The sequence below is a fragment of the Pantoea sp. Fr+CA_20 genome, assembly GCF_024520835.1.
GTDB classification, from domain to species: Bacteria; Pseudomonadota; Gammaproteobacteria; order Enterobacterales; family Enterobacteriaceae; genus Pantoea; species Pantoea allii.
In genome coordinates this window covers 162,216-184,674 of the sequence record NZ_JALNPN010000001.1, presented here as the reverse complement: position 1 = coordinate 184,674, position 22,459 = coordinate 162,216, and the positions used below count along the sequence as shown (strand labels likewise).

Annotated in this window: 18 protein-coding genes and 1 pseudogene; 10 read left to right on the top strand and 9 right to left on the bottom strand. The window is 51.9% G+C overall.

Features of this window, described 5'->3' with window-relative positions:
- Positions 1 to 41 precede the first annotated feature (41 nt).
- From NR177_RS00780 to feoA, 7 genes and pseudogenes are all read right to left on the bottom strand, one after another.
- Positions 42 to 443, bottom strand: a complete 402-nt coding sequence (locus tag NR177_RS00780) for a hypothetical protein (RefSeq protein WP_256852074.1) — start codon at positions 441 to 443, stop codon at positions 42 to 44.
- Between the two features lie 266 nt (positions 444 to 709).
- A pseudogene (locus NR177_RS00775) lies at positions 710 to 915 on the bottom strand (transposase); the annotation flags it as partial.
- Between the two features lie 595 nt (positions 916 to 1,510).
- Positions 1,511 to 2,506 carry a glycosyltransferase gene (locus tag NR177_RS00770; RefSeq protein WP_256852073.1) on the bottom strand — a complete coding sequence of 332 codons (996 nt, stop codon included), beginning with the start codon at positions 2,504 to 2,506 and terminating at the stop codon, positions 1,511 to 1,513.
- Positions 2,507 to 2,910: 404 nt separating this feature from the next.
- Positions 2,911 to 4,215, bottom strand: coding sequence for an oligosaccharide flippase family protein (locus tag NR177_RS00765; RefSeq protein WP_256852072.1), 1,305 nt, complete (start codon positions 4,213 to 4,215; stop codon positions 2,911 to 2,913).
- Entirely contained in the window at positions 4,212 to 5,210 is a 999-nt protein-coding gene (locus tag NR177_RS00760) for a glycosyltransferase (RefSeq protein WP_256852071.1), read from the bottom strand. Before NR177_RS00760 ends, NR177_RS00765 begins: the two co-directional genes overlap by 4 nt.
- 877 nt (positions 5,211 to 6,087) lie before the next feature.
- Positions 6,088 to 8,409 (bottom strand): Fe(2+) transporter permease subunit FeoB, encoded by a 2,322-nt coding sequence (gene feoB, locus NR177_RS00755; protein WP_256852070.1) that lies wholly within the window; start codon positions 8,407 to 8,409, stop codon positions 6,088 to 6,090.
- Positions 8,409 to 8,633, bottom strand: a complete 225-nt coding sequence (gene feoA / locus NR177_RS00750) for a ferrous iron transporter A (protein WP_063878097.1) — start codon at positions 8,631 to 8,633, stop codon at positions 8,409 to 8,411. Before feoA ends, feoB begins: the two co-directional genes overlap by 1 nt.
- Positions 8,634 to 9,058: 425 nt before the next feature.
- On the opposite strand from feoA, the gene cspA reads away from it, so the two are divergent.
- Entirely contained in the window at positions 9,059 to 9,271 is a 213-nt protein-coding gene (gene cspA / locus NR177_RS00745) for an RNA chaperone/antiterminator CspA (RefSeq protein WP_014606872.1), read from the top strand.
- A gap of 566 nt (positions 9,272 to 9,837) precedes the next feature.
- On the top strand, positions 9,838 to 11,499 hold the full coding sequence (locus tag NR177_RS00740) for a methyl-accepting chemotaxis protein (protein ID WP_013024281.1): 1,662 nt from the start codon (positions 9,838 to 9,840) through the stop codon (positions 11,497 to 11,499).
- Between the two features lie 101 nt (positions 11,500 to 11,600).
- Here NR177_RS00740 and NR177_RS00735 read toward each other — a convergent pair whose 3' ends face one another.
- A complete protein-coding gene (locus tag NR177_RS00735; RefSeq protein ID WP_256852069.1) occupies positions 11,601 to 12,719 on the bottom strand; it encodes an endo-1,4-beta-xylanase in 1,119 nt (372 codons plus the stop codon).
- 403 nt (positions 12,720 to 13,122) lie between these two features.
- Here NR177_RS00735 and NR177_RS00730 point away from each other — a divergent pair, with 403 nt between their 5' ends.
- The 5 genes from NR177_RS00730 (at position 13,123) to NR177_RS00710 (ending at position 17,525) form a co-directional block, all read left to right on the top strand.
- Entirely contained in the window at positions 13,123 to 14,085 is a 963-nt protein-coding gene (locus NR177_RS00730; protein ID WP_256852068.1) for an aldo/keto reductase, read from the top strand.
- A 213-nt stretch (positions 14,086 to 14,298) separates the two neighbouring features.
- On the top strand, positions 14,299 to 15,633 hold the full coding sequence (locus NR177_RS00725) for a carbohydrate porin (RefSeq protein WP_256852067.1): 1,335 nt from the start codon (positions 14,299 to 14,301) through the stop codon (positions 15,631 to 15,633).
- A 238-nt stretch (positions 15,634 to 15,871) separates the two neighbouring features.
- Positions 15,872 to 16,183: a hypothetical protein gene (locus NR177_RS00720; protein ID WP_063878091.1), complete on the top strand. Its 312-nt coding sequence runs from the start codon at positions 15,872 to 15,874 to the stop codon at positions 16,181 to 16,183.
- An 87-nt stretch (positions 16,184 to 16,270) separates the two neighbouring features.
- The gene (locus tag NR177_RS00715; RefSeq protein ID WP_256852066.1) at positions 16,271 to 16,810 is read left to right on the top strand and encodes an AAA family ATPase; all 540 of its coding nucleotides are present in this window, start codon (positions 16,271 to 16,273) and stop codon (positions 16,808 to 16,810) included.
- 187 nt (positions 16,811 to 16,997) lie between these two features.
- On the top strand, positions 16,998 to 17,525 hold the full coding sequence (locus NR177_RS00710; RefSeq protein WP_256852065.1) for a GNAT family N-acetyltransferase: 528 nt from the start codon (positions 16,998 to 17,000) through the stop codon (positions 17,523 to 17,525).
- A gap of 47 nt (positions 17,526 to 17,572) precedes the next feature.
- On the opposite strand, the gene NR177_RS00705 is transcribed toward NR177_RS00710, so the two are convergent.
- Entirely contained in the window at positions 17,573 to 18,385 is an 813-nt protein-coding gene (locus NR177_RS00705; RefSeq protein ID WP_256852064.1) for an IclR family transcriptional regulator, read from the bottom strand.
- 319 nt (positions 18,386 to 18,704) lie between these two features.
- On the opposite strand from NR177_RS00705, the gene NR177_RS00700 reads away from it, so the two are divergent.
- Genes NR177_RS00700 through NR177_RS00690 form a run of 3 tightly spaced genes read left to right on the top strand, consistent with a single transcriptional unit; the run spans position 18,705 to position 22,451 of the window.
- Positions 18,705 to 20,231, top strand: coding sequence for a sugar ABC transporter ATP-binding protein (locus NR177_RS00700; protein WP_109716723.1), 1,527 nt, complete (start codon positions 18,705 to 18,707; stop codon positions 20,229 to 20,231).
- A gap of 22 nt (positions 20,232 to 20,253) precedes the next feature.
- Positions 20,254 to 21,354: an ABC transporter permease gene (locus NR177_RS00695; protein WP_063878086.1), complete on the top strand. Its 1,101-nt coding sequence runs from the start codon at positions 20,254 to 20,256 to the stop codon at positions 21,352 to 21,354.
- On the top strand, positions 21,351 to 22,451 hold the full coding sequence (locus tag NR177_RS00690) for a substrate-binding domain-containing protein (protein ID WP_063878085.1): 1,101 nt from the start codon (positions 21,351 to 21,353) through the stop codon (positions 22,449 to 22,451). Before NR177_RS00695 ends, NR177_RS00690 begins: the two co-directional genes overlap by 4 nt.
- The last annotated feature ends 8 nt before the right edge of the window (positions 22,452 to 22,459 follow it).

Here is a 22,459-nt window from a genome sequence, read left to right as displayed (position 1 = left end):
ATGACAAATTTATTTGATATCAATTTTATTATCAGGTAGCTTTAAAGCGTTGATCTAGTCACCGATGTGTTTGGACTCAACTCCGCACCTTCAGGTTTTTTCGGACAATAGCCAGAAGAACACCATCTGGTTATTAGGCCATTTTCAACAAGAAAACGCTGAACGCAGGTTGCATATTCAGGAATATAATTCCATGTGGTTGAGTCGCTGCCATTTAATAGCCACCTGTACAGGTAAGCCAGTATGCTGCTACCGTTACTCAGGGTTCCGCTGTTTTGTGGTGGCCCCCATGACATAACAAGGTCATCTGCCGATGCCCCTACCCATGATGCAGCGATATCCGAACTTATCTGGTATCGTTGATTCATAATTAAATTACCAAGGGGCGATCCTGCACATCCACTTAGAGATTTTATGGTTAACAACACAGAAAGTCTTTTCATTTCCCTCTCCAGACAGAAGTGAAAGCGATCACGTGTGTAAATTTAAAACCTTATCGAATGTTGCTAAATTGTAACCTTTTTATGCTTTTTTTAGGGTTAATGCAAGCGAAAAACTTACAAAAAATTACATAGCATGCTATTAATTTTAATCTGAATGATTGCCAATGCAGGCACTTCTTTGTTTTTTTTGATATTTTTTCATTGAATAATAATTAAAGGGATTGTTTTATACTTCCGAAATTCATTCCAACCTGTCAAACACTCTCTTCATGCATTAAATTTAGAATTATTAATTTAAATTCTGACTGCTCATTATTAGCGGAAGAATCCCGACCGTACCTCTTTATCCAGGCGTAAAGACTGTGGGTCATGCTATCGAGACGTGATGCCACACGGAAACAGAATGGCCGCGATCAACAGCCTGTTTCACTGCTTCAATTTTAAACGCTTCGGGATAACAATTACCGCTCATGGGCACCTCTCTTTAAGTCATTTAAAATGATTCAGAGATGTCTGTTAAAACCGTAGCGATTCACACAAAATGGGTATCGTTCCTTTAAAAGACATCAGGTCACAAACTATCGCGGCTATTTTGGAATCCGTCTATCGTTCAGCTTACGACATCTGGAAAGAACGCGAGTCTGAAACCACTTATTATGATGCCCTTAATGACGTTTATCCCTTAATGAAGAAGGGATAAATTATTTTTGAGTATCATAATCCTAAAACTTCATGTAGTCGTCGCCCGATGCTGGTGTTTGTCAAACCGATACAACCTACACAGGGTGCTTTTATTACGCGTTTCAACCTGACATTACGAACTGCAAGACAGTTTTTTATATCGGTCAAGAACACTGTCTGGCCCCGTGAAAATCACAGAGCGCTGGCTGACAGCATTCAACAGCTAGCGGTCTTATGCATGTCCTGACAAAACTGATGCCGGAAAACAGCGCCCGATGTCTGGAGAGCCGGAGAGCTCAAAAGTGACGAAAAAATTAAAGGACAATGTGCTCCGTCCTCCACCAGGAGGCCGGACATGTAATAATAAAAAGGCTACAGTCTAAATCTTAAAAAAAACGCAATCTGAAAAGCATATACAGCACCAGATAGGCCGCTCTGGCATTCACGTTCATCACATGATATTTCACTTTCTCGCTCCTGTTTAACAGCCCCAGGACATTCTCAGGATAACGCTTCTCTTTGATACGTTTGATGCTATTACGAACCTCATTAATATTCAGCGTAGTGTAGTACATTGCGGTTACGATTTGCATATCCAGCGTCAGCTTGCGTTTGGTTATTCCTGTAGAAAAACGGGTCATATCGCCGTTTTTATACTTCACCAGCAGCCTTTCATAGAGGTCGGTAAGGTAGCGTTTACGGTCCAGCAGCTCTTCATAAAGTACGCGTTTCTTTGAAAGCGAGTTCTCTACATCATCATAGTGATAGGAGGCACTGTCAAAAACAAACAGGTTATCGATATAGTAGAAATAGTTAAGATTAAACAGGAGATCTTCACTCATCGAAATGCCTTTCGTGAAGCGAATACCGCAATCATCGATAATTTTTCTTCTGTAACACTTGTTATGAAGATAACCAATATTATCACTCAACTCGATTTCACCCAGAACGTCGGGAATACCCTGCTGATCAAAATAGCCGTAGGTCGACAGATCGCCCACGCGATCGCACTTGAGGTTCCCTACCATCAAATCAAGAGGTTGTGGAATGCCGGAGGAAAGATGCTGATGAAATATGGCAAGAAAATCATCGTCAACCCAGTCATCGGCATCAATAAAAATGACATAGTCGCCCGATGCCGCTTCCAGTCCGCTATTACGCGCGACGCTGACGCCTGCATTACTCTGCGTGATTACTTTAAAATTATTGTACTGTTTGAACTCATCAAGGATCGCAGCGCAGTTATCTTTACTGCCATCATTAACTGCAATAATTTCATAATTTTTAAATGTCTGAAGGAAAAGGCTCTGCAGGGTACGCATAATCGTCTTCTCGGCATTATAAACCGGTATTATTATACTGAATAAATATTTATCATTCATTTCAAAACCTCGTAACCAGCATACATCATGGCATTATCAGGCAGAGGAAAATCGGCGTTATAAAGTCGCCTTCATTCCTTTTCACCCCGGAGAAAATGAGCTTTTTAATTATTTATAAATCCACGATCACAGTATAAAAGCGCTAAATTAAACTGACTGTAAACAGGTATAATTCCGGCAACGAAGATCAGTCATTATCCTTAATTAAATACTGTAGATAAAATAATGAATGAAATAATAAAGGCATGCGTCCGCCTCCCGCAGGTTTGCAGGATTATAAAAAATAATATTTATCTGAAGCCTACAGATAATCGACGGGGAAAATAAATCTCAATGAATATATTTCAATATGATGAAAGGTATTATTTCTCAAAAAATAATAATACCTTTCATAAAAACTTAACTTACCGGCCAGAAAACAGGGTACGGTTAATCAGAAACCATAATTTCCCCGGCTGGATGAAGATTTTATGAATCTTCATCATTGGCTGACCGCGGAAAAAGTAATTAAGGACGGTAAAAGCCATAAACTCCGTGATTACCACGCTTATTGCCCCGCCAGTGATGCCGAACATGGGCACCAACGTCACCGTCGTTACCAGGCAAACCGCCAATACGCAGAACGTTTTTTTGATCAGATAACGGTAGCCGTTGTATTTGATGATAAAGCGATCCATCACGCTGCTTAACACACCAAACATGGCACCGATACTCAACAACACCATCGGGGCTATCGCTTCGGTGTAAGCGGCACCGTAGAAATGCTCAATAAACCAGGGCCCCACCAGTGCGATGCCAAGGATAACTCCTACGGATACGGCAATGACCAGTAACTGCAGTTTCTGGGCGCGTATCACAGCCACCTCAGGATCGCGCTCGGCAAACAGGGCCGGGTAGAAAGACGCCAACAGCGCATTGGGTAAAAATACCCAGGCAACCGACAGCGTCATCGCCACCGAAAAAATGCCCGCCTCTTTGAGGCCTAAAAACCATGACACGCTGAGCTGGTTAAGTCGGGTATAGATGGTAATCGCAATCACCGACAGCACCAGTGACCGTCCGGCCTGAAGAATATAGCGGCTGTAACGCCGGATATGGCTCAGCTTAGGAAGCGGCGGCCGCACCTGAGATCGTCGGTGATACCAGCCAAACACGCAGATCTTAATCAGGAAAGGAATAAAGGTGGCCAGCACAATGGGAATCGCCAGCAACTCTGGAGCTAGCTGGTAATAAGAAATCCCATAGCGAATGCCTAAACTGATGAGCAGCCCGGTCAGGTTAGCGATCACGTTCAGCTTCGCATTTAAAACTGCCTCGTTATAGATGTTAATCAGGTCGATAGCTGAAAACAGGCAGGCTAAGGCAGCAGCACAGATAAAGATAAAGGCCTGGGCATTCATCTCCTCGCGCATCACGATGATGCCTATCGCCGACAGCACACAGTAAATGGCAAAGACTAATATGACTGCAGGCACCATAAGCCGGATGCCCGAGCGGTGATTCTGGGCGATACGCTTCAGCAAAATCACATCGCAGCCCATCATGGCAACCGACTGGATAAACTGAAAGATCAGCATTGAAATCGCGATGACGCCAAAGGTGACAGGCCCCACGTATTTCGCCACGAAGGACGTGACGAACATCAGCCCAAAGACGGCAACCAGTTTCTCAATGATCATCCACAACGAGTTTTGCAGCTTCTGTTTCACGACCGGCCCCTCAACACATTCTGTGCGACGTGGCGCAACCCGGATACCAGCCGCGGCGACAGAAAGAAGAAGGTGAAATACAGGCTCCATGCATTTGGAATGATGCCGGCAGCACAATAGGCACGATAGTTCTGACGATAGAGATCGATGTACTGCTTAACAAACGCAGCGCTGAACGCCTCACTGTGCAACGCCTTGTAGATATGCGAAGCGGTCACTTTGAGGAATAAAAAGTAGTAAAAGCGTTCCTGTGGGGGCAGCAGCAACATTTTTATCCCGGCAAAAGCACGTACATAGGTAAAGTGTTTTTCTTTAAGCTCGGAACGTGTGGCGGAATTTCTGGACTCGACATAGTGGTAAACCACACGGCGACTAAACACCACCTGCCCGGGGTTCGCGGCGGACAGATAGCCGATCACAAACAGCAGGTCTTCAAAGTTAAAGATATCTTCACGAAAGTGCAATTGCTGCTGTTGCACGATTTCCCGGCGGAAAAATTTGTCACAGATACCGTGCTTCGGCGTGTGATACAACAGTTCACTTATCGCCTTATCGGCAGACATACTGCGCTGAGAATCGGCTTCTGTTACCTCAGAAAGCGGCTTTCCGTCATGAGAAAAGGTACGTGATTCGCCTACAGCCAGAACCACATCATCCTTCATAAGCGTAAGCCAGGTATCAAGAACCGCAGGAGGCAGGAAGTCGTCAGCGTCAACAAAAGAAATGAATGTACCGCGTGCGGCGTCCAGTCCGCAGTTACGCGCCGAAGAAACACCGCCATTGGGCTTATTGATAATCAATACCCCAGGATAATTCTGGTATTTATTCATCAGCTCAAGTGAATTATCGCTGGACCCATCATTCACCAGAATCACCTGGCAGCGCTCAGCCTGAGGCTGCTTAAGAATACTCTCAACACAACGTTCAATAAATGCCGCACCGTTATAAACAGGCACAATAAATGACACTAAAGGGACTTGTTGATCGTTATTCATATAACCTCTGGTGTGACATATTCATTAAAGTGAAATACAAAAGAGAGTGCCAGTTAGTCCCAAAAATTTTTATTTGTACAAATTTTTCGCTACTCTAAATCAGTCGTATGTATGCACATCGTCAATTTTTGTATCAAAATGTTTACCCTGTCTTATCGCGAGTAAAAATTAAATAAAAACAATGAATTAATCGATAAACTAAGAGTATTCTGTAATTTGCATTGCCGCTAAAATGGCCTTTAAAAATAAACAGAAAACAGGGGGAATACTCTACTCAGATGCGGATCGCTTTCGCAATAAGCAGGCTCTGCAAACAGCGTTGAAACGCGAACGCCAGGCAGTATTTATCATCATCACAAGGCGGGAATGCCGCAGTGCAGGCCCATTAATAAGAATATCCTTATAATAAGGATTTCATGGCTACAAAATACCTTTACCTAAAAACACGCAAAGTCTACTAAAAAGAAATATATAAACCAGAAGAAGCCATTGTGTTTAATTTACGTTTAAGTTTATTGCGTCGAAGTTTATGGATATCTTTCCGTATTAACGATTCCTGATATTGATATAAGGAATACGCTTTTCTGCATAAGCCGCACAATGATGAAAGCATTTTTCTCGCCACGCGCATCTGGCTCAGTGCCCTGTGTTCCCAAAATCACGCAGGAAACAATGCGGATTTTACCTCTGTGGTGAATACAGGCAGATTGCCGACCCAACATGGCTTTGCTGGCCGGTAAGCGCTCAGCGTGTTTTTAGTTCATAGCGATATTCGCCCGGCGTTTGCCCGCGCGCATCGCCTCGCGTCATCCTGTCAATAAGGTCAACCGCCAGCGATGCGGGTTCAGGGCATCCGGCGGTATCGGATAGCAAGAATCTAGCGTCGATGCCGTTGCCCGGTGCATGTGTGGCAGCTGCCACATCCCCGCGCCGTTGTCGTGCCAGTAAAAGGCATCGTCTTTACGCGCCCGCTAAACCGTCGCAGCAGAACAAACACCACGCTGTTCACCATCACCACGCTGATAAGACAGAGCGAACTCAACCCCGGATGATGGTGAAAACTGACGCTCTGATAAAACAGCGTGGCAACGGAATACGCCACGTTTAAGCCCCAGAAAAACGAAAAGAGCATCCAGTTCCTTCCTGCCTCGCGGGCAATCGCACCCATAACCGACACGCAAGGGACATAGAGCAGCACAAAGATGAGGTAGCTGTAAGCGGCAAAGCCATTGCCAAACTTCGCACTCATCACGCCCATCTGGCTGGCGCTGATCTCGCTGTCTCCTTTGCTGGCTTCAATGGGGTTTGCCAGCGCGGTGAGGCTAAAGGCCGCTTTCAGGCTGTCGCCGGTTGCGGTCAGCGCATCACCCAGTTCGCCCAGCAGATCAAAGTGCTGCGGGTCGAAGTCACCGCTTTGCACATCTTCACCGACATAGAGACTGTTCAGGGTTCCGACCACCACTTCCTTTGCCATAATGCCGGTGACCAGCCCCACGGTAGCCTGCCAGTTGTCCGGGGTGACACCGATTGGCCGCAGCGCAGGCGTCACGATCTTGCTGGCAGAAGCCAACGCAGACGCGTTGATATTGTCCACCGTCGAGCCGTTAAACGAAAAGCTGCTCAGCAGCCCGATAACCATGCTGACCAGAATAATGACCCGCCCGGCCCGTATGATAAACATTTTCAACCGCTGCCAGGTCTGGATCAGCAGACTTTTCAGATGAGGCCGGTGGTAGACGGGCAGCTCCATAATAAACGGAGAAGCCTCGCCGCGTAGCAGCGTGTTTTTCAGGATGAGCCCGGTGACAATGGCAACAACAATGCCCAGTACATACAGGGAAAAGACCAGGCTGGCGCTGTAAGCCCCAAAGAACGTCGCCGCGAACACGGCGAAAATCGCCAGGCGAGCGCCGCAGGACATAAAGGGCGCAATCAGCACGGTGAGTAAGCGCTCACGGGGTGTATCCAGGGTACGGGCGCCCATCACAGAGGGGACATTGCAGCCAAAGCCGACGATTAAGGGAACAAAGGATTTACCGGGTAAGCCCAGCGACTGCATCAGGCGATCGATAACAAACGCCGCACGCGCCATATAACCGGAGTCCTCCAGAAACGACAGGAACAGATACATCAGCCCTATCTGAGGCAGAATCGGCAGCACCGTATTGATGCCAGCACCGATTCCCTGCGCCAGAAACACGGTCAGCCAGTCGGGAAAATGAAAGGTATAGCCGAGCCATTGCGTTCCATGGATAAACAGCGCCACCGAGCCGCCGTCAAATATCGGTTGTAGTGCGGCACCGATATTAATCGACAGTACGAACATCAGGTACATGACGCCCAGAAAAACCGGCACACCTGCCCATCGGTTGAGCACGATGTTGTCCAGCCTTTCGGTCAGCGCGCCTGGCATTGACTGCTGAATATTACTGACGGTGGCACAGAGGGCGCTGATAGCCTGATAACGGCAGTCGGCGATGACCATTGCCGGATCACCACCGGCTTCCTGGGCAATCTCGGCCAAATGTGGCACGACTGCGGGACAAACCTGGCGGCTGTTGATATCGCCTTCCAGCAGCTGTAACGCCAGCCAGCGCTGTTTTTGCACATGGATATCATCAGGCATCATGGCGCGCAGACGTAAAATCGCTGCCTCAATAGCGGGCGGATAAACCACCGGCAGTGGCGCTATCGCTTTGTGCCAGCCATCAATGGCGGCTTTGAGATGAGCGAGTCCTTCGGCACGCGTGGACGTCAGCGTAACGACCGGGCAGCCCAGCCGGGCTGAGAGCGCGGCGACATCGATGTGGATGTGCCGGCTGGCCGCAATATCCTGCATATTCAGCGCCACAATGCAGGGAACACCCAGCTCCAGCAGTTGAAACGTCAGGAAAAGATGGCTCTCCAGGTTCGAGCTGTCGACCACATTCACAATCAGGTCGGCACGATCGTCGAACAGGTAGCGACAGGCAATGCTCTCATCAATAGAGCCATCCGCCGACAGCGTGGTGAGCGAACGGGTGCCGGGCAGATCAACCAGCCGCACATCCGCCGTTGCCGTAAAAAACTGCCCTTCTTTACGTTCGACAGTGACGCCAGCCCAGTTCCCTACTCGCTGACGCGCGCCGGTAAGCTGGTTAAACAAGGTGGTTTTGCCCGTATTGGGATTACCAATCAGGCCAAGGGTCAAGGTTTTCATCAGTCTATTTCTTCAAGCATCACGGCAGCCAGATCCCGCTGCCTTACCGCAAGGTTGACGCGGCGCGTACGGATTTGCACCGGATCGCCCAACGGCGCTACGCGAACCACCTCAATCAACGTGCCGGGCAGCATTCCCATGGTTAGCAGCTTTTGCCGCCAGGCGGGATGAATGGAATGTTGGTATCCCCCAATACGATAGGTCGTGCGTGGTTTTATTTGCATAGCCTTATTCGATCCAGTAACAACAGAACGCAAATTATACAAATGATAACTATTCTTGTTTCTTGATCTGGATGGGGAGAAACGCAAGGAAACGGAGAAAGGGTTGTAACGACTCACCTCAAGGAAAAACCCCTGACCGGCCGCCGCCGGGATAAACAGCTGTCCGGGGTTTCGAACCGGCTGTCTGGCCTTTATGACTTAAATAAAATTAAACCTTGCTTAATAAGTTCAACCTCTATAGTGTAGCGACATCGGTTTGGAACACAGACCTTATGAAAGCAGTTTTAGTAAAGCAGTCCTCAGTTCAAGCGTCATTCCCAGATGCCCTTCTTCATGAGCCTCCTCCTAAGTGCCCAATAAGTAAAATCTGCAAAACAGGCCATCTTCGTCACCTTGTGTGGCTCAAAAATGAAAAGGACACCTCTATGTCGACTAAAATGACTGGTTTAGTAAAATGGTTTAACGCTGATAAAGGTTTCGGCTTTATTTCTCCTCAGGACGGAAGCAAAGATGTATTCGTACATTTCTCTGCTATCCAGAGCAGCGATTTTAAAACTTTAGATGAAGGCCAGAAAGTGGAGTTCTCAATCGAGAACGGCCCTAAAGGTCCTTCAGCTGGCAATGTTGTTGCACTGTAACAACTGACGCCCTCACGACCGCTTACGATAGCGATGATGGCAACAGCCTGAGCAGTTAAGTCGTTGTGAAAAAAACCCGCCTTGTGCGGGTTTTTTAATGCCTGTCATAAACTGCATTCGCCCTCTCGGCAGCCTTGCAGAATATTTTTCGCCCTCCACTGCGCCATAAAGTCTGACATCCGCTAACCTCTGCATCGCTTGCACGAATAACGCCAGTGAGAGAAAAGCGCCGGGCATCATGTTTTCATTCTTATTATTTCAAAGCGTTATTATATTCGCATGAAAATAAATGCCTCTGTTGTGCAACAATAACGACGCATGGGCGCAGCCCGTGGACCTTTTTATTATTGTCAGATCACAACAATGTATCTGATGGTACATTTTAGCCGCGCTACCTTTTATCATTGAGGCGATGTCCCCCAAGGGCTCGCGAACATCTTCTCTCTTCAGAAAAGCCGTTTTTATTTCTTAGTTACTGTCATAGATCACATTATTTACCGCGTCACTATTAAGCTAATCATTTTAATACCGATAAACCTGTATCACCTTTTACCGGGATTACTGCAATGCTTAAAAACCTTAAAATCACGACGGGTATTGTTGCCGTGTTATTTCTTTTTAGTGCGCTATTGACCATTACGGGCTTTCTTTTCTATTCCTCTGTCAGCCAGGCTGGTCGCAATTTTTCGCACACGGAACAACTTACGCTGCAACAACAACAACTCAGCGACAGCGTTCAGACGCTGATCAAGACGCGCGTGACGATCAGTCGCGTGGCGATCCGCTTTCTTAAAAACCAGAAAGATCCCGCATCACTGGCGTCTATTGCCAAGTTGCTGGAGGTGGCGAAGCAGTCCGCCGATAAAGCTGATGAGTATTTCCAGGCTTATAAGACCGCACCCGCATTACCGGGTCAGCATGCTGAGGTGACAAAAAATGTCGAGGCGGCTTACAACAAGATGCACGAGACAATGCTCGCCTCAGTAGACTTTCTGAAAAATAATAATTATCAGGGTTACGGGAATCTTGATGCGCAGGAAGCTCAGGATAATCTGGATAAGGCTTATCAGACATGGCGCAGTGCGAACTACCAGTTAATGAAGCAGATCGCCGCTGAAAACGATAGCAACTACAGCAATATGCTGTGGACGTTGCTGATTATCGCGATCATTGCCCTTGTCACCGTTGCCACTGTTTGGGCCGGTCTGAGAACCCTGCTGCTGAAACCGCTGAGCATGGCCACTGATTACATGCGTGCTATCTCTGCCGGTGATCTGACCCAGGAGATCGCCAGTGAGAGTCAAAACGAAACCGGCAGACTGCTTCGCCAGCTCGAAGAGATGCGCAGTGCGCTGGTTGTCACCATCCGCTCTGTGGATGATGCCACGCAGTCCATTTTTACCGGCGCGGCCGAAGTTTCTGCCGGCAGTACCGATCTCTCCTCGCGCACCGAACAACAGGCGGCAGCCCTTGAGGAAACCGCAGCCAGCATGGAGCAGCTCACCTCAACGGTAAAACTGAACGCGGAAAATGCTCAGCAGGCAACCACCATGGCGAAAGATGCCTCCGTAATGGCCTCGCAGGGTGGGCAAATCGTCGCGAAGGTGATTGCCAACATTGAACAGATAAGTGAAAGCTCAAAACAGATCGCCAGCATTATTGGCATTATTGACAGCATCGCCTTCCAGACCAATATCCTGGCGCTTAACGCCGCAGTGGAAGCCGCGCGTGCGGGCGAACAGGGACGTGGTTTTGCTGTGGTGGCCGGTGAAGTGCGTTCTCTGGCCGGTCGCAGCGCCAGTGCGGCCCAGGAAATACGCACGCTGATTGACCAGTCCACGCAGCGCGTAAACAGTGGTTCGACGCACGCCTCAGAAGCAGGCGATGTGATGGGCAGTATTGTGAATTCCGTTAACAGCGTTACGCAGCTCATGGCAGAGATTGCCTCCGCCTCGGCCGAGCAAACGCGCGGCATTGAGCAGGTGAGTAAAGCGGTGTCTGAAATGGATGGCGTCACGCAGCAAAACGCCGCGCTGGTTGAAGAGTCGGCCAGTGCCGCTGCCTCGCTAGAGGATCAGGCAACGCAGTTACGCCAGTCGGTTGCGGTGTTTAACACAGGCAGAACCCCGGCCGCAGGTCAGAATGTGCTGCGTAAGCCATCGCTGAAGAAGCCTTTAGCGGAGAGCACTAGCGCTGGCCTGTCAGCAGAAAACTGGCAGTCCTTCTGATTGCTTAACCACAGAGCAAGGTTCCGCTCTGCGGTTAAGCCTCTCATCAGATGATGGAGATGACGCCGCTGCGTTATCGTCAGTGGATAGCCGCACGCGCGTCATCCGTGTTGAAATGATTCGCGCAGCACATGAAGCGCCGCCCAACTGGCCTCTTTAATGCTGCCGTCTTTACCAAACAGCAGTGGCCCGGTCGCCAGCGCGTCCCCCGCCTTCGGTGTCGCAGCCGTGCGGTGCGGCGTGTCCCAAACGCCCCAGGTTAAAATAGCGGCAACGCCCGCCTCCAGAACCAGTGAAAGATAGCGTTTATACAGACCGGCAACCGCCATCGGTCGGCGCTCCATCGGCACGCTGCTGTCATCCACGTCCAGTTCGGTGATGTACACCTTCAGGCCAAGCGATTTCACGTCGCGAATAAATGCCGCCAGCCCCGGCCCAAAAGCGGGATGGGGACCGGCTTTGAGATGAGACTGGATACCGAGCGCGCCAATCGGAATATGTCTGGACTGTAAGTCGCGCAGCATCGCCAGTACCGCCGCCCGTTTTCGCTGCCCATTGGCATCGTCGCTTTCAAGCCCGTAATCGTTGTAGCAGATTACCGCATGGGGATCGGCCTGATGCAGCGCCTCGCAGGCAATATCCATATAACGCGTACCAAGCCGCTGATACCAGAAACTGTTGCGCCATCCGCCGGGTTGTCCGTCGGCGGGATTGATGATTTCGTTAGCCACGTCCCAACTTTGTATCTGCCCACGATAGCGGCCCGCAACGGTGAAAATATGCTGCCTCAGCACCTTTTCCAGTTCGGTCGGATCGGCAATATCCTGAACCCAGCCAGGAAGGGCGCGATGCCAGCAGAACGTGTGCCCGCGAAGCAATATCCCCTGCTCGCGGGCAAAGGCGGCGATAGCATCAGGGCCGGTGAAATCGTAGCGATCGCGCGCGGGATGGACGGCAATCCATTTTAGTGCGTTTTCCGGGACGATAATGCTCGCCTGACTCGCGACAAACTGCCGATAGCGCGCATCGGATTGCAGACTGTCGGGCCTGACGGCAAAGCCAAACAGCAGATGACGGCGGGCGGCAACGGTTTTTAAGGCGGGAAAGGGCGCAGAAGACGCCAAAACAGGTAGCGGCAGTGCGGCACCCAGCATGAGCGCGGCGCTGTTTTTTAGAAACCCACGTCGGTTTGACGACATGAAAGCAGTTTTACGCAGCACGACGACGCCTCCAGATGCCCAATGAATGACATTAAGGGCACGGTTGTCCTGCCCTCACTTTTTATAGCCTTAACCCACCTCGCCGTCTGCCGGGATTGTTTGCATTGAGGTTAAGATGCGTTTCAGACTGTAAAAAAGCCGTGAATCTGAGATCCCGCCTGATAACAATACGGCCCACCCGACCGTCATCGCGTTCCCTGTCTTCAGGCCCATCAAGAAAAAAGTGACAGGAATACACGTCATCATCTCTGCCTGAAACAGGCAAAAAAGGCGGTGTCATCAATTGCCTCACGGGCGCATTGCATTAGCCTGCCGCACAGGTTGATAACCAGAATTAAATAACGGGGATTTTCCTTTGCTAAGCTGAAAGGCATACCTGATTCGTTTAACCAAGGAGAATGCTATGACGCAGCTTAAAACCCGCCAGCTCGGCAACAGTGGTATTAACGTGCCGCTTCTGACTTTTGGCGGCAACGTCTTTGGCTGGACGGTTGACGAGAAAACCTCGTTTTCCCTGCTCGACGCGCTGGTAGAAAAAGGTCTGTTCTTTATCGATACCGCAGACGTGTATTCGCGCTGGGCGCCCGGCAATCAAGGCGGTGAGTCAGAAACCATTATCGGCAAGTGGCTGAAAAAAAGCGGTAAGCGCGACAAGATCGTCCTGGCAACCAAAGTCGGTATCGAAATGTCACCGGAGAAAAAGGGCCTGAAACCTGACTATATCCACCAGGCTGTAGAGGATTCACTGCGCCGCCTGCAAACGGATGTGATCGATCTGTACCAGGCACACCGTGACGACGAAACCACCCCACTGGCCGATACGCTTAATGCCTTCGATGCGCTGATTAAAGCCGGCAAAGTAAGGGCCATCGGTGCCTCCAATTACAGCGCGACGCGGTTACAGGAGGCGCTGGACATCAGCAAACAGCAGGGGCTGGCGCGCTATGAAACCCTGCAACCGGAATACAACCTTTATGACCGTGAAGGCTATGAAAGTGAGCTGGAGCAGGTCGCCCGCGACAATCATCTGGGCGTCATCAACTACTACGCCCTCGCCAGCGGCTTTCTGAGCGGTAAATACAAGAAACCGCAGGATGCCGCCAAGAGTCAGCGCGGTCAGGGAATTGTGGATAAATACCTGAATGAACGCGGCCTGCGCATCGTTGAGGCGTTAGAAGACGTGGCCGCCTCACATGATGCTTCAGCCACGCAGGTCGCTCTGGCCTGGCTGATTGCGCGTCCAGGCATTACGGCACCGATTGTCAGCGCCACCTCACTGCAACAGCTCGATGAACTGGTCAAGGCCACGGAACTGATGCTAAGTAAGCAAGAAATCGAAGAGCTTTCCCGCGCCAGCAAGGCCTGAGTCAAAGGGGATGCTACGGCATCCCTTTTTTTATGCTTCCTCGCATTAAATGCCTTTTCTGTTAAAAACATATTCGTTCAGAGAGACCTGTCACAATTGCGTTAATCGTTTATTGTTTTGAGGTTATATACGCACGGATTTGCAAAAACTGACATTTCACCAGCACTATCCTCTGCCCGGTCAATTACTGTCATTCACACAAGAATAACGATCATGAATACTCAAAAAGCAGTGCAGTTTATGCCTCGTCTGGCCGCGGGCAGCCTGATGTTTGCGATGCTGAGCGCCTCCGCGCTGGCCGCCGATGCCTTTAGCTATGATTCCCCCTATATGTTCGGTGACTGGAACGGCTCGCGGACACAACTGGAACAAGACGGCATCAAATTCGACGTTAACTACACCATGGAAAGCGCGGCGAATCTTGGCGGCGGAGCCGATACCAATACGTCGATGCGTTACAGCGATCAGTGGGCATTCGGTGCCAATTTCGATCTGCAAAAGCTCCTCGACTGGCAGGATACGCAGTTCCAGGTGACCATCACCGATCGTAATGGCCGTAATATCTCCGATCAGGTTGCCGATCGCCGCACCGGGATGCTCTCCTCTACGCAGGAAGTGTACGGCCGCGGTCAGACCTGGCGACTGACGCAGTTCTGGTTAAGCAAAGGCCTGTTCGATAACACGGTCAATGTTAAAGCCGGCCGGGTTACCGTCGGGGAAGACTTCGATAACTTTGACAGCAAGTTTCAGAACCTGGCATTCGGCAGCGGTCAGGCCGGTAACTGGCGCGGCGATCGCTGGTTTAACTGGCCGGTATCCCAGTGGGGCGGACGGGTAAAAGTTAACTTTACCCCTGAGGTATTTTTCCAGGTCGGTTTCTACAATCAGAACCGCGCTAACTACGATCGCGGCGACGGTTTCCGCCTTGATACCAACAACTCAGAAGGCAATCTGGTGCCGGTCGAACTGGGCTGGAAACCGACTTTCGGGCCAGAGAATCTGCCGGGTAATTATCGCATCGGCTACTACTATTCGTCCGCGAATGGCGACAACTACGGTAGCTGGCAAGATGGCGCTTACCAGCGCAAAGATCATGCTTATGGCGGCTATGTGCTGTTACAGCAGCAGCTTACCGCACAGGGTGGCGATGCCAGCCGCGGCCTGGGCGTCAGCGTTCAGGCGGTCATGAACGATCACAAAACCGCTAAAACCGATAACTACCAGTCCATTAGCTTCACCTGGAAAGGGCCGTTTGATGCGCGTCCGCGGGATGAAATAGGTGTCGGTGCGGCGCGCATTCATGTTAACAGCGCCTATTCCCGTGCGCTGCGTCAGCAGAATGACGCCAGCGGTCAGACCGACTTCAACAGTCCCACCTACCTGCCGATTCAGGAGGGTGCGGAGTACAACTATGAAATTTACTATAACGCCCAGTTGACCAAATGGTTGCAGCTGCGTCCGAACCTGCAATATGTGGTTGCACCGGGTGCCGTCAGTGAGGTGAAAGATGCCTTTGTCGGCGGCATCAGCGCTAACGTGAACTTCTGATTTGCGCCTCATGCCTGTCGGCTCATTCACGTCAGCCGACAGGCATGTTTTACTGCATTCGGCGACAGGCAAGCCCTGCTATGAACCTCACGCATGCCGCGTTTGCTGAGATTCGCCCGTGCGGGGGTTTCGGCCTTCCCCACCACATTTGCCCGTAATATCCGCAATTTTTTGCAAGTCACGCCCAGGCTGATGCGCTATAACTCGCCTCACATGCGTTCAGACCAGCAGGGAACAGATGAAAACGTTTATCAGCAAAGCTTTCACCGCCGAAAAGGCCTGGGGTGCCGTCGACATTGCCAATTTTGAGGGCACCACCGTGCGGCTTCACTGGACGGATAAGCCCTATAAATGGCATATCAATGATGGTCAGGAAGTGTTTGCCGTCATGGATGGCTGCGTAGACATGCATTATCGGGAAGCGGGAGAAACAAAGAAAATCCGCTTAGAAACGGGCGATATTTTTTATGCCAGCACAGGAACCGAGCACGTCGCCCATCCGCAGGGTGAAGCAAGAGTGCTGGTGATTGAAAAAGAAGGGTCAGTATAATCTTCCTGAGTTTTGCCCCGCGCGCCTGGCGGTGTGCCATCCGCCACAGCCGCCCGCCGCAGGGCCAGCAGACAGAAGGTCGCCGCCATGAGCGCATTAATAACGCTTGAAAATCTGGGGCCGCGCATCTGTTTTATGGGGCCGTCTAACAGCGGGAAATCAACGCTTGCGAGCGCGCTCGCACGTAAAACCGCCCTGCCTGCCATTCATCTTGATCAACTTTATCACCTGCCCCATACCGACTGGCAGCCAAGAGATGAGGCTGAGTTTTTGCATTTACATCATCAGGCCATCCATCAGGATTGCTGGGTGATGGACGGCAACTACACCAAATGTCTTAACGCAAGGCTGGCGCGGGCAACCGGCTACATTCTTCTTGATGTATCCACGCTCGTCAGTTTGCTGCGTTATTTCAGACGTTGCTACGCCAGTTCCCCCCGCCAGGGCGGGCTTGAGGGCGGGGTGGATAGCGTGAAAGGGGCAATGATAAAGCACATCGCGTTGATTACCCCCGCAAACCGCAGGCGCTACCAGACACTGTACTCGGGCCTCGATCTGCCAAAATGCTTTTTGCAGGGCCAAAAGGCCATTGATGATGCCTACAGACGCTGGAATTTGTCAGCCTGACCTGCGTATTCTTCTTGATATTCACTGCCACACCGAGCCATGGGTCCGGGGGAGGTGCGCAGCGTGACGCGCCCACCGCTTGCGTGCTGCAAGCCGGGGAGAGATTCGGTTAGTGAACGCAGCGTGCGGCCATATATATTCTGCTGCCGCTGCGCTTTTGCAACGCAACAGGCAGGGAAACAGGGAAATGAAAATCATCCTGGCAGAAGACAGCCATATTCCGGCAATACACCAGATTTACGCCTACCACGTCTTACAGGGTACAGGCAGCTTTGAAATCGTTCCGCCCGACGAGGCAGAGATAGCCAGCCGACTGGAAAAACTTCGCGCCGCCGGGCTGCCCTGGTTCGTCGCGGTGAGTGAAGGACAGGTTTGTGGTTACTGCTATCTGGGCTTTTACCGGCCCCGTTATGCCTACCGGTTTACCCTTGAAGACTCTCTGTATATCGATCCGGCATTTCAGGGAAAAGGCATCGGTAAACGCCTGCTGGCCCATGCTATCGACTGGGCTGAAACGCGCGGTTTTCGCCAGATGGTGGGGAATGTGGGTGACAGCGCCAACGCAGCCTCCATTGCCCTGCACCGCGCCGCCGGTTTCAGCGTGATCGGTACGCTGACGTCAGTGGGATTCAAGCACGGCCGCTGGCTGGATACGGTGCTGATGCAGCGCGCGCTCGGTGCCGGGGACGGCTCGCTGCCCGAAAACGAAGCATAACGCCGTGGTGACAACCTGCGGCTGGCGACAGCCTGAAAAGGCCGTCCTCAGGCGGTGCAACCCAGCTCCTCTGAAATGGCCTGCGCCGTGGCAACCACCTTCGTCATCAGGTTTTTCGCACCAATCTGTTGCAGCTTCGCCGTCGGCAGCGAGACCGATACCGCATAAGGGACACGCTGCTGGATATCAAATACCGGCGCGGCAATACAGGTGACGCCCAGTTCATTTTCTTCACGATCCATCGCGGTGCGCTGCTGAAGAATATCGTTAAGTTCCCGCTGCATCTCAGGCAGCGTGGTAATGGTATTTTTCGTCAGTTGCTCAATGCTGTCCTGATGATTTTGCCAGTATTGCAGCAGGTACTCTTCGCTGCCCCAGGCCAGAAAGATTTTTCCCATGGCCGAACAGTAAAGCGGCATATGCTGACCGATATAGGCACGGGTACGCATCATGCCGGTCGTGGGTTCTAACTTGTTGATCAGGACTACGTGGTCATCTTCACGGCTGGAGAAGTTCACGGTTTCGCCCACGTCCAGATTCAGTTTTTCCAGATGTGGCCCGGCGACGTGAATAATATTGAGTGACGACAGCGCCTTCTGCCCGACCGAAATAAACTTGGTGGTTAAGCGATAGCTACCAGGCGAAGGTGCCTGCGTCACGTAACCACTGCTGTGCAATCCCTGCAGCAGGCGGTGTACGGTGCTTTTGTTCATTCCAGACAGTTCAGCAAGATGGGCCAGCGGGCAACCGTTGGGATAATTACTCAATAATTCAATTAATTGCAGGCCACGAAACAGGCTCTGTGTCCCTAATGGCTTATCGCCCTTCGTTTCCTTTGCTTTATCCACTTTCACCGCCATCCACCGATCCTCTCCGTTTCTCACTTCCTGAACGCGCTAACGCATGATGTTAACTCATGGCATAGCGGCTGGGAATCTTTCGCTTTTTTAGTGTGGCCGGACAGGTCTGTTCCGTCCTGGCAGAAGTGCGTTGTTCATCACAAATTCAAAACAATATTTTAACTTACTGTTTCTTATGAATAAATATCCGCCCTGCTTCTTTGCTTTTCCCCGGCGGCAGGAATACTATTTTTTGGAATAGTATTTCACATATTGAAATTAGCAACGAGCGGTCGCCGCTCTTGCTGCTGATACTCACCAGGCGTCACGGGAGGCAGGAATGCAACCTCATCCGGATAAACCGGTTCTTACACTCAGCCATATCACTAAACGCTTCGGCGGTAACGCTGCGGTTAACGATGTGAGCCTGGACGTTTTCCCCGGCGAAGTCGTGGCGCTATTGGGGGAAAACGGCGCAGGTAAATCCACGCTGATCAAAGTGCTGGCTGGCGTGTACACCAGTGATGAAGGGCAAATTACCTTTCAGGGCAACGTCACGGCATCCGCCGCCGCGTTAAAAACCGCCACCACCCAACCCATTGCGTTTATTCATCAGGATCTCGGACTGATTGAGTGGATGACCGTGGCGGAAAATATGGCGCTGGTCATGGGATTCAGCCGCCGGTTTGGCCTGGTTAACTGGCGGGCGGTGCGTGAACGAGCGCGTTTGGCCCTGGAAGAAGTGGGCATTCAGCTGGACCCCGATGCCCGCGTCTTTGAACTGTCGCGCACCGAGAAATCGCTGCTGGCCATCGCCCGTGCCGTGGCGGTCAACGCCGAAGTGCTGGTGCTGGATGAGCCGACCGCCTCGCTGCCCGCCAATGACGTGCGTCATCTGTTTGGCGTAATAGAACGCCTGAAAAGCCGCAACGTCGGCATGATTTATGTGACACATCGCCTGGATGAGGTGATTGAGATTGCCGACCGTATTTGCGTGATGCGTGACGGTAAACGGGTGGCAGAGGGCGTAACGGCAGATTACCAGCTTCACGATCTGGTCGAAATGATTGTGGGCGAGGCGCTGGAAAGCAATCAGCGCCTTGCCCTGCCCGAAGCCCGCCCGCCTGTACTGTCGCTGGACAAGCTGTGCATCGATGAAGTCGGCCCGGTCTCTTTCAGCCTGCAACCCGGCGAGATGCTGGCGCTGGCAGGCCTGCGCGGTGCCGGTCAGGAAGAGATTGGTCGGATGCTGTTTGGTCTGAAGCAGTCCACCAGCGGGGAGGTTATCTTCCGCGACCAACCCTGCCACCCGCGCTCCCCGCGTGAGGCGATGGCCGCGGGCATCTCGTTTGTGGCGGGCGATCGCACCGGCGAAAGCCTGGTGATGTCGATGAGCGTGCGCGAGAACCTGTTTATTAATCCTTGCGCCAGCGGTCATCGGCTGATGTCCCATTACGGTCGCCGCGCTGAGGTCGGGGCCAGTTGGTGGAAAGTCCAGCTGTTCGATGTACGTCCCAAAGACGTGAACCTGGATATCAGCGCCCTGTCCGGCGGCAACCAACAGAAAGTGGTGATGGCACGCTGGATGCACCTGAATGCGCCGCTGCTGATTCTTGAAGATCCCACTGCCGGTGTGGACGTCGGCGCACGTGAAGAGATTTATCACCTGCTCAATAAAGCCCTCGCTGAAGGCGTGGCGGTGCTGGTGATTTCCAATGACCTTGAAGAAATTGCTCATATCTGCAACCGCGCCCTGGTGTTTAACCGGGGCCAGGTGGTCGGTGAACTGAGAAATGAACAGGTTACCTTTGCAGGTTTACTGGAGCTGGCCTCAGCCAGTTCTGCTGCCCCATTAGCTACCGTCTGAACAGGCAGTCAGGAGAAACGATATGTCTAAAACCTCGGTGAAATCTACCGCACTCGAACAACGGGTCAGCCTTGCCCAGCATGGCTTTGCGCCGTGGTCGATGCAGATCCTCACCCGCTACGGGTTACTGCTGTTGTGCGTGCTGTTAGCGTTAATGTTTTCAGTCCTGTCCCCCACTTTTGCCTCGATGTTAACCGTGCAGGCGATTCTGTCCAGTAAGGCAAAAATTGCACTGCTGGCGCTGGCGGCCACGTTGCCGATGATCGTTGGCAAAATCGACCTGAACGTCGGCTTTGGCATCGTGCTGTGGCACATTCTGGCCATTACGCTGCAGGTGGAATACGGTTTTTCCTGGCAGATGGCGGTGCTGACGGTGCTGGTATTGTCAGCGCTGTATGGCCTGCTAAACGGTATTCTGGTGGCGCTGGCAGATATTGACAGCTTTGTCGCCACGCTCGGCTCCGGCACGGTGCTGTATGCCATTGCGCTGTGGCACTCCGGCGGACGACAAATTGTGGGCGACTTGCCGGACGCCTTCAGTGCCCTGCACAGCACGGAAATTGTTGGCATCCCGATTGGCGCATTTTATGTGCTGGGCCTGGCGCTGGTGTTATGGCTGGTCACCGAGCATACGCCGTTGGGCAGATGCATGTATGCCGTGGGCGGTAATCCCGTAGCGGCCCGACTCAACGGGATTGCCGTTAATAAATACGTGATTGGCTCCTTTATCGCCTCCAGCGTCATTACCGGCTTTAGCGGCGTGCTGATCGCCGCCGAACAGGGCGTCGGCCAGGCCAGCGTCGGCATGGATTACCTGCTGCCTGCCTTAGTGGGCGCCTTTCTGGGCAGCACCACTATTCGCCCGGGACGGGTTAACGTCTGGGGCACCGTGGTGGGGATTGCCATTCTGGCTATCGGTATCGCCGGTATCCAGCAATTTGGCGGGGCCTTCTGGGTCGAGCCTTTGTTTAACGGCGCCACGTTGCTGCTGTCGATTACGCTTGCCGGCTACGCCCAGCGTCGCCGTATGTTGAACCAAAAAGCCGTCGTGCGCAGTCAGGGCACGCCAGCGACCACACCTGACCCACAGCAAAAAACCATCACACCAGGGAACTCATTATGAAAAATCCGGTATTTGGTCTTTCTCTCGTTGCCATGTTGGTAGCCTCTCTGCCCGCACATGCAGACAGCTATCTGGAACAAGCCACCGCGGCCGTCGCCAAAGCCACGTCCAGCGCCACCACCTGGGACGGCCCCACCACAGGTCCTAAGCTCCAGGCGAATAAGAAACTGATTTTTATTGCCTCTGATATGAAAAACGGCGGCGTACAGGGCGTGCAACAGGGGCTGAGCGAGGCGGCGAAAGTCGCCGGATGGAAGCTGGATACGCTGGACGGCGCGGGATCGGTGAAAGATCAGCTCGCTGCCCTGAATCAGGCTATCGCCCAACGGCCTGACGGCATCATTATTGGCGGCTGGAACCCCAACGTCGCCAAAATGCCGCTCAAAAAAGCCGTGCAGCAAAAGATTGTGCTGATGGCGTGGCATGCGGAACCCGCCCCGGGGCCGATTAAGCAGTACGGCATTACGGATAATATTACCTCGGACTCAAACGAGGTGGCCCGCCTGGCGGCACAGTACGCCGTGGTGAAATCGGGCGGCAAAGCTCAGGTCATTATCTTTACCGACTCGCTGTATAAAATCGCGCTGGATAAGGCCAATGCGATGAAGCAGGAAATTGAAAAATGCAGCGAGTGTAAGGTCATCGACTTTATTGATACGCCACTGGCCGATACCTCTAATCGTATGCCGTCGCTGACCTTCAGCCTGTTACAGAAGTACGGCGACCGTTGGCAGTATTCGCTGGCGATCAACGATCTCTATTTCGACTTTATGGCACCGGCGCTGAAAACCGCAGGCAAAGGCGGTAAAAACGCGCCTTACAACATCTCCGCAGGTGATGGGTCCATCTCGGCCTTCCAGCGCATTCGCAATGGGGAAAGCCAGGTCGCCACCGTGGCTGAACCGTTAAAACTGCACGGCTGGCAGTTGCTGGATGAGTTTAACCGCGCCTTCGCCGGTCAACCGCCTTCGGGCTATGTGACGCCCGCGCATTTAATTACCCAGGAAAACATTAGCCGCGATGGCGGGCCGCAGAACAATTACGATCCCGAAAACGGTTATCAGGCGCATTACAAAACCATCTGGGGCGTGAAGTAACGGAGGCC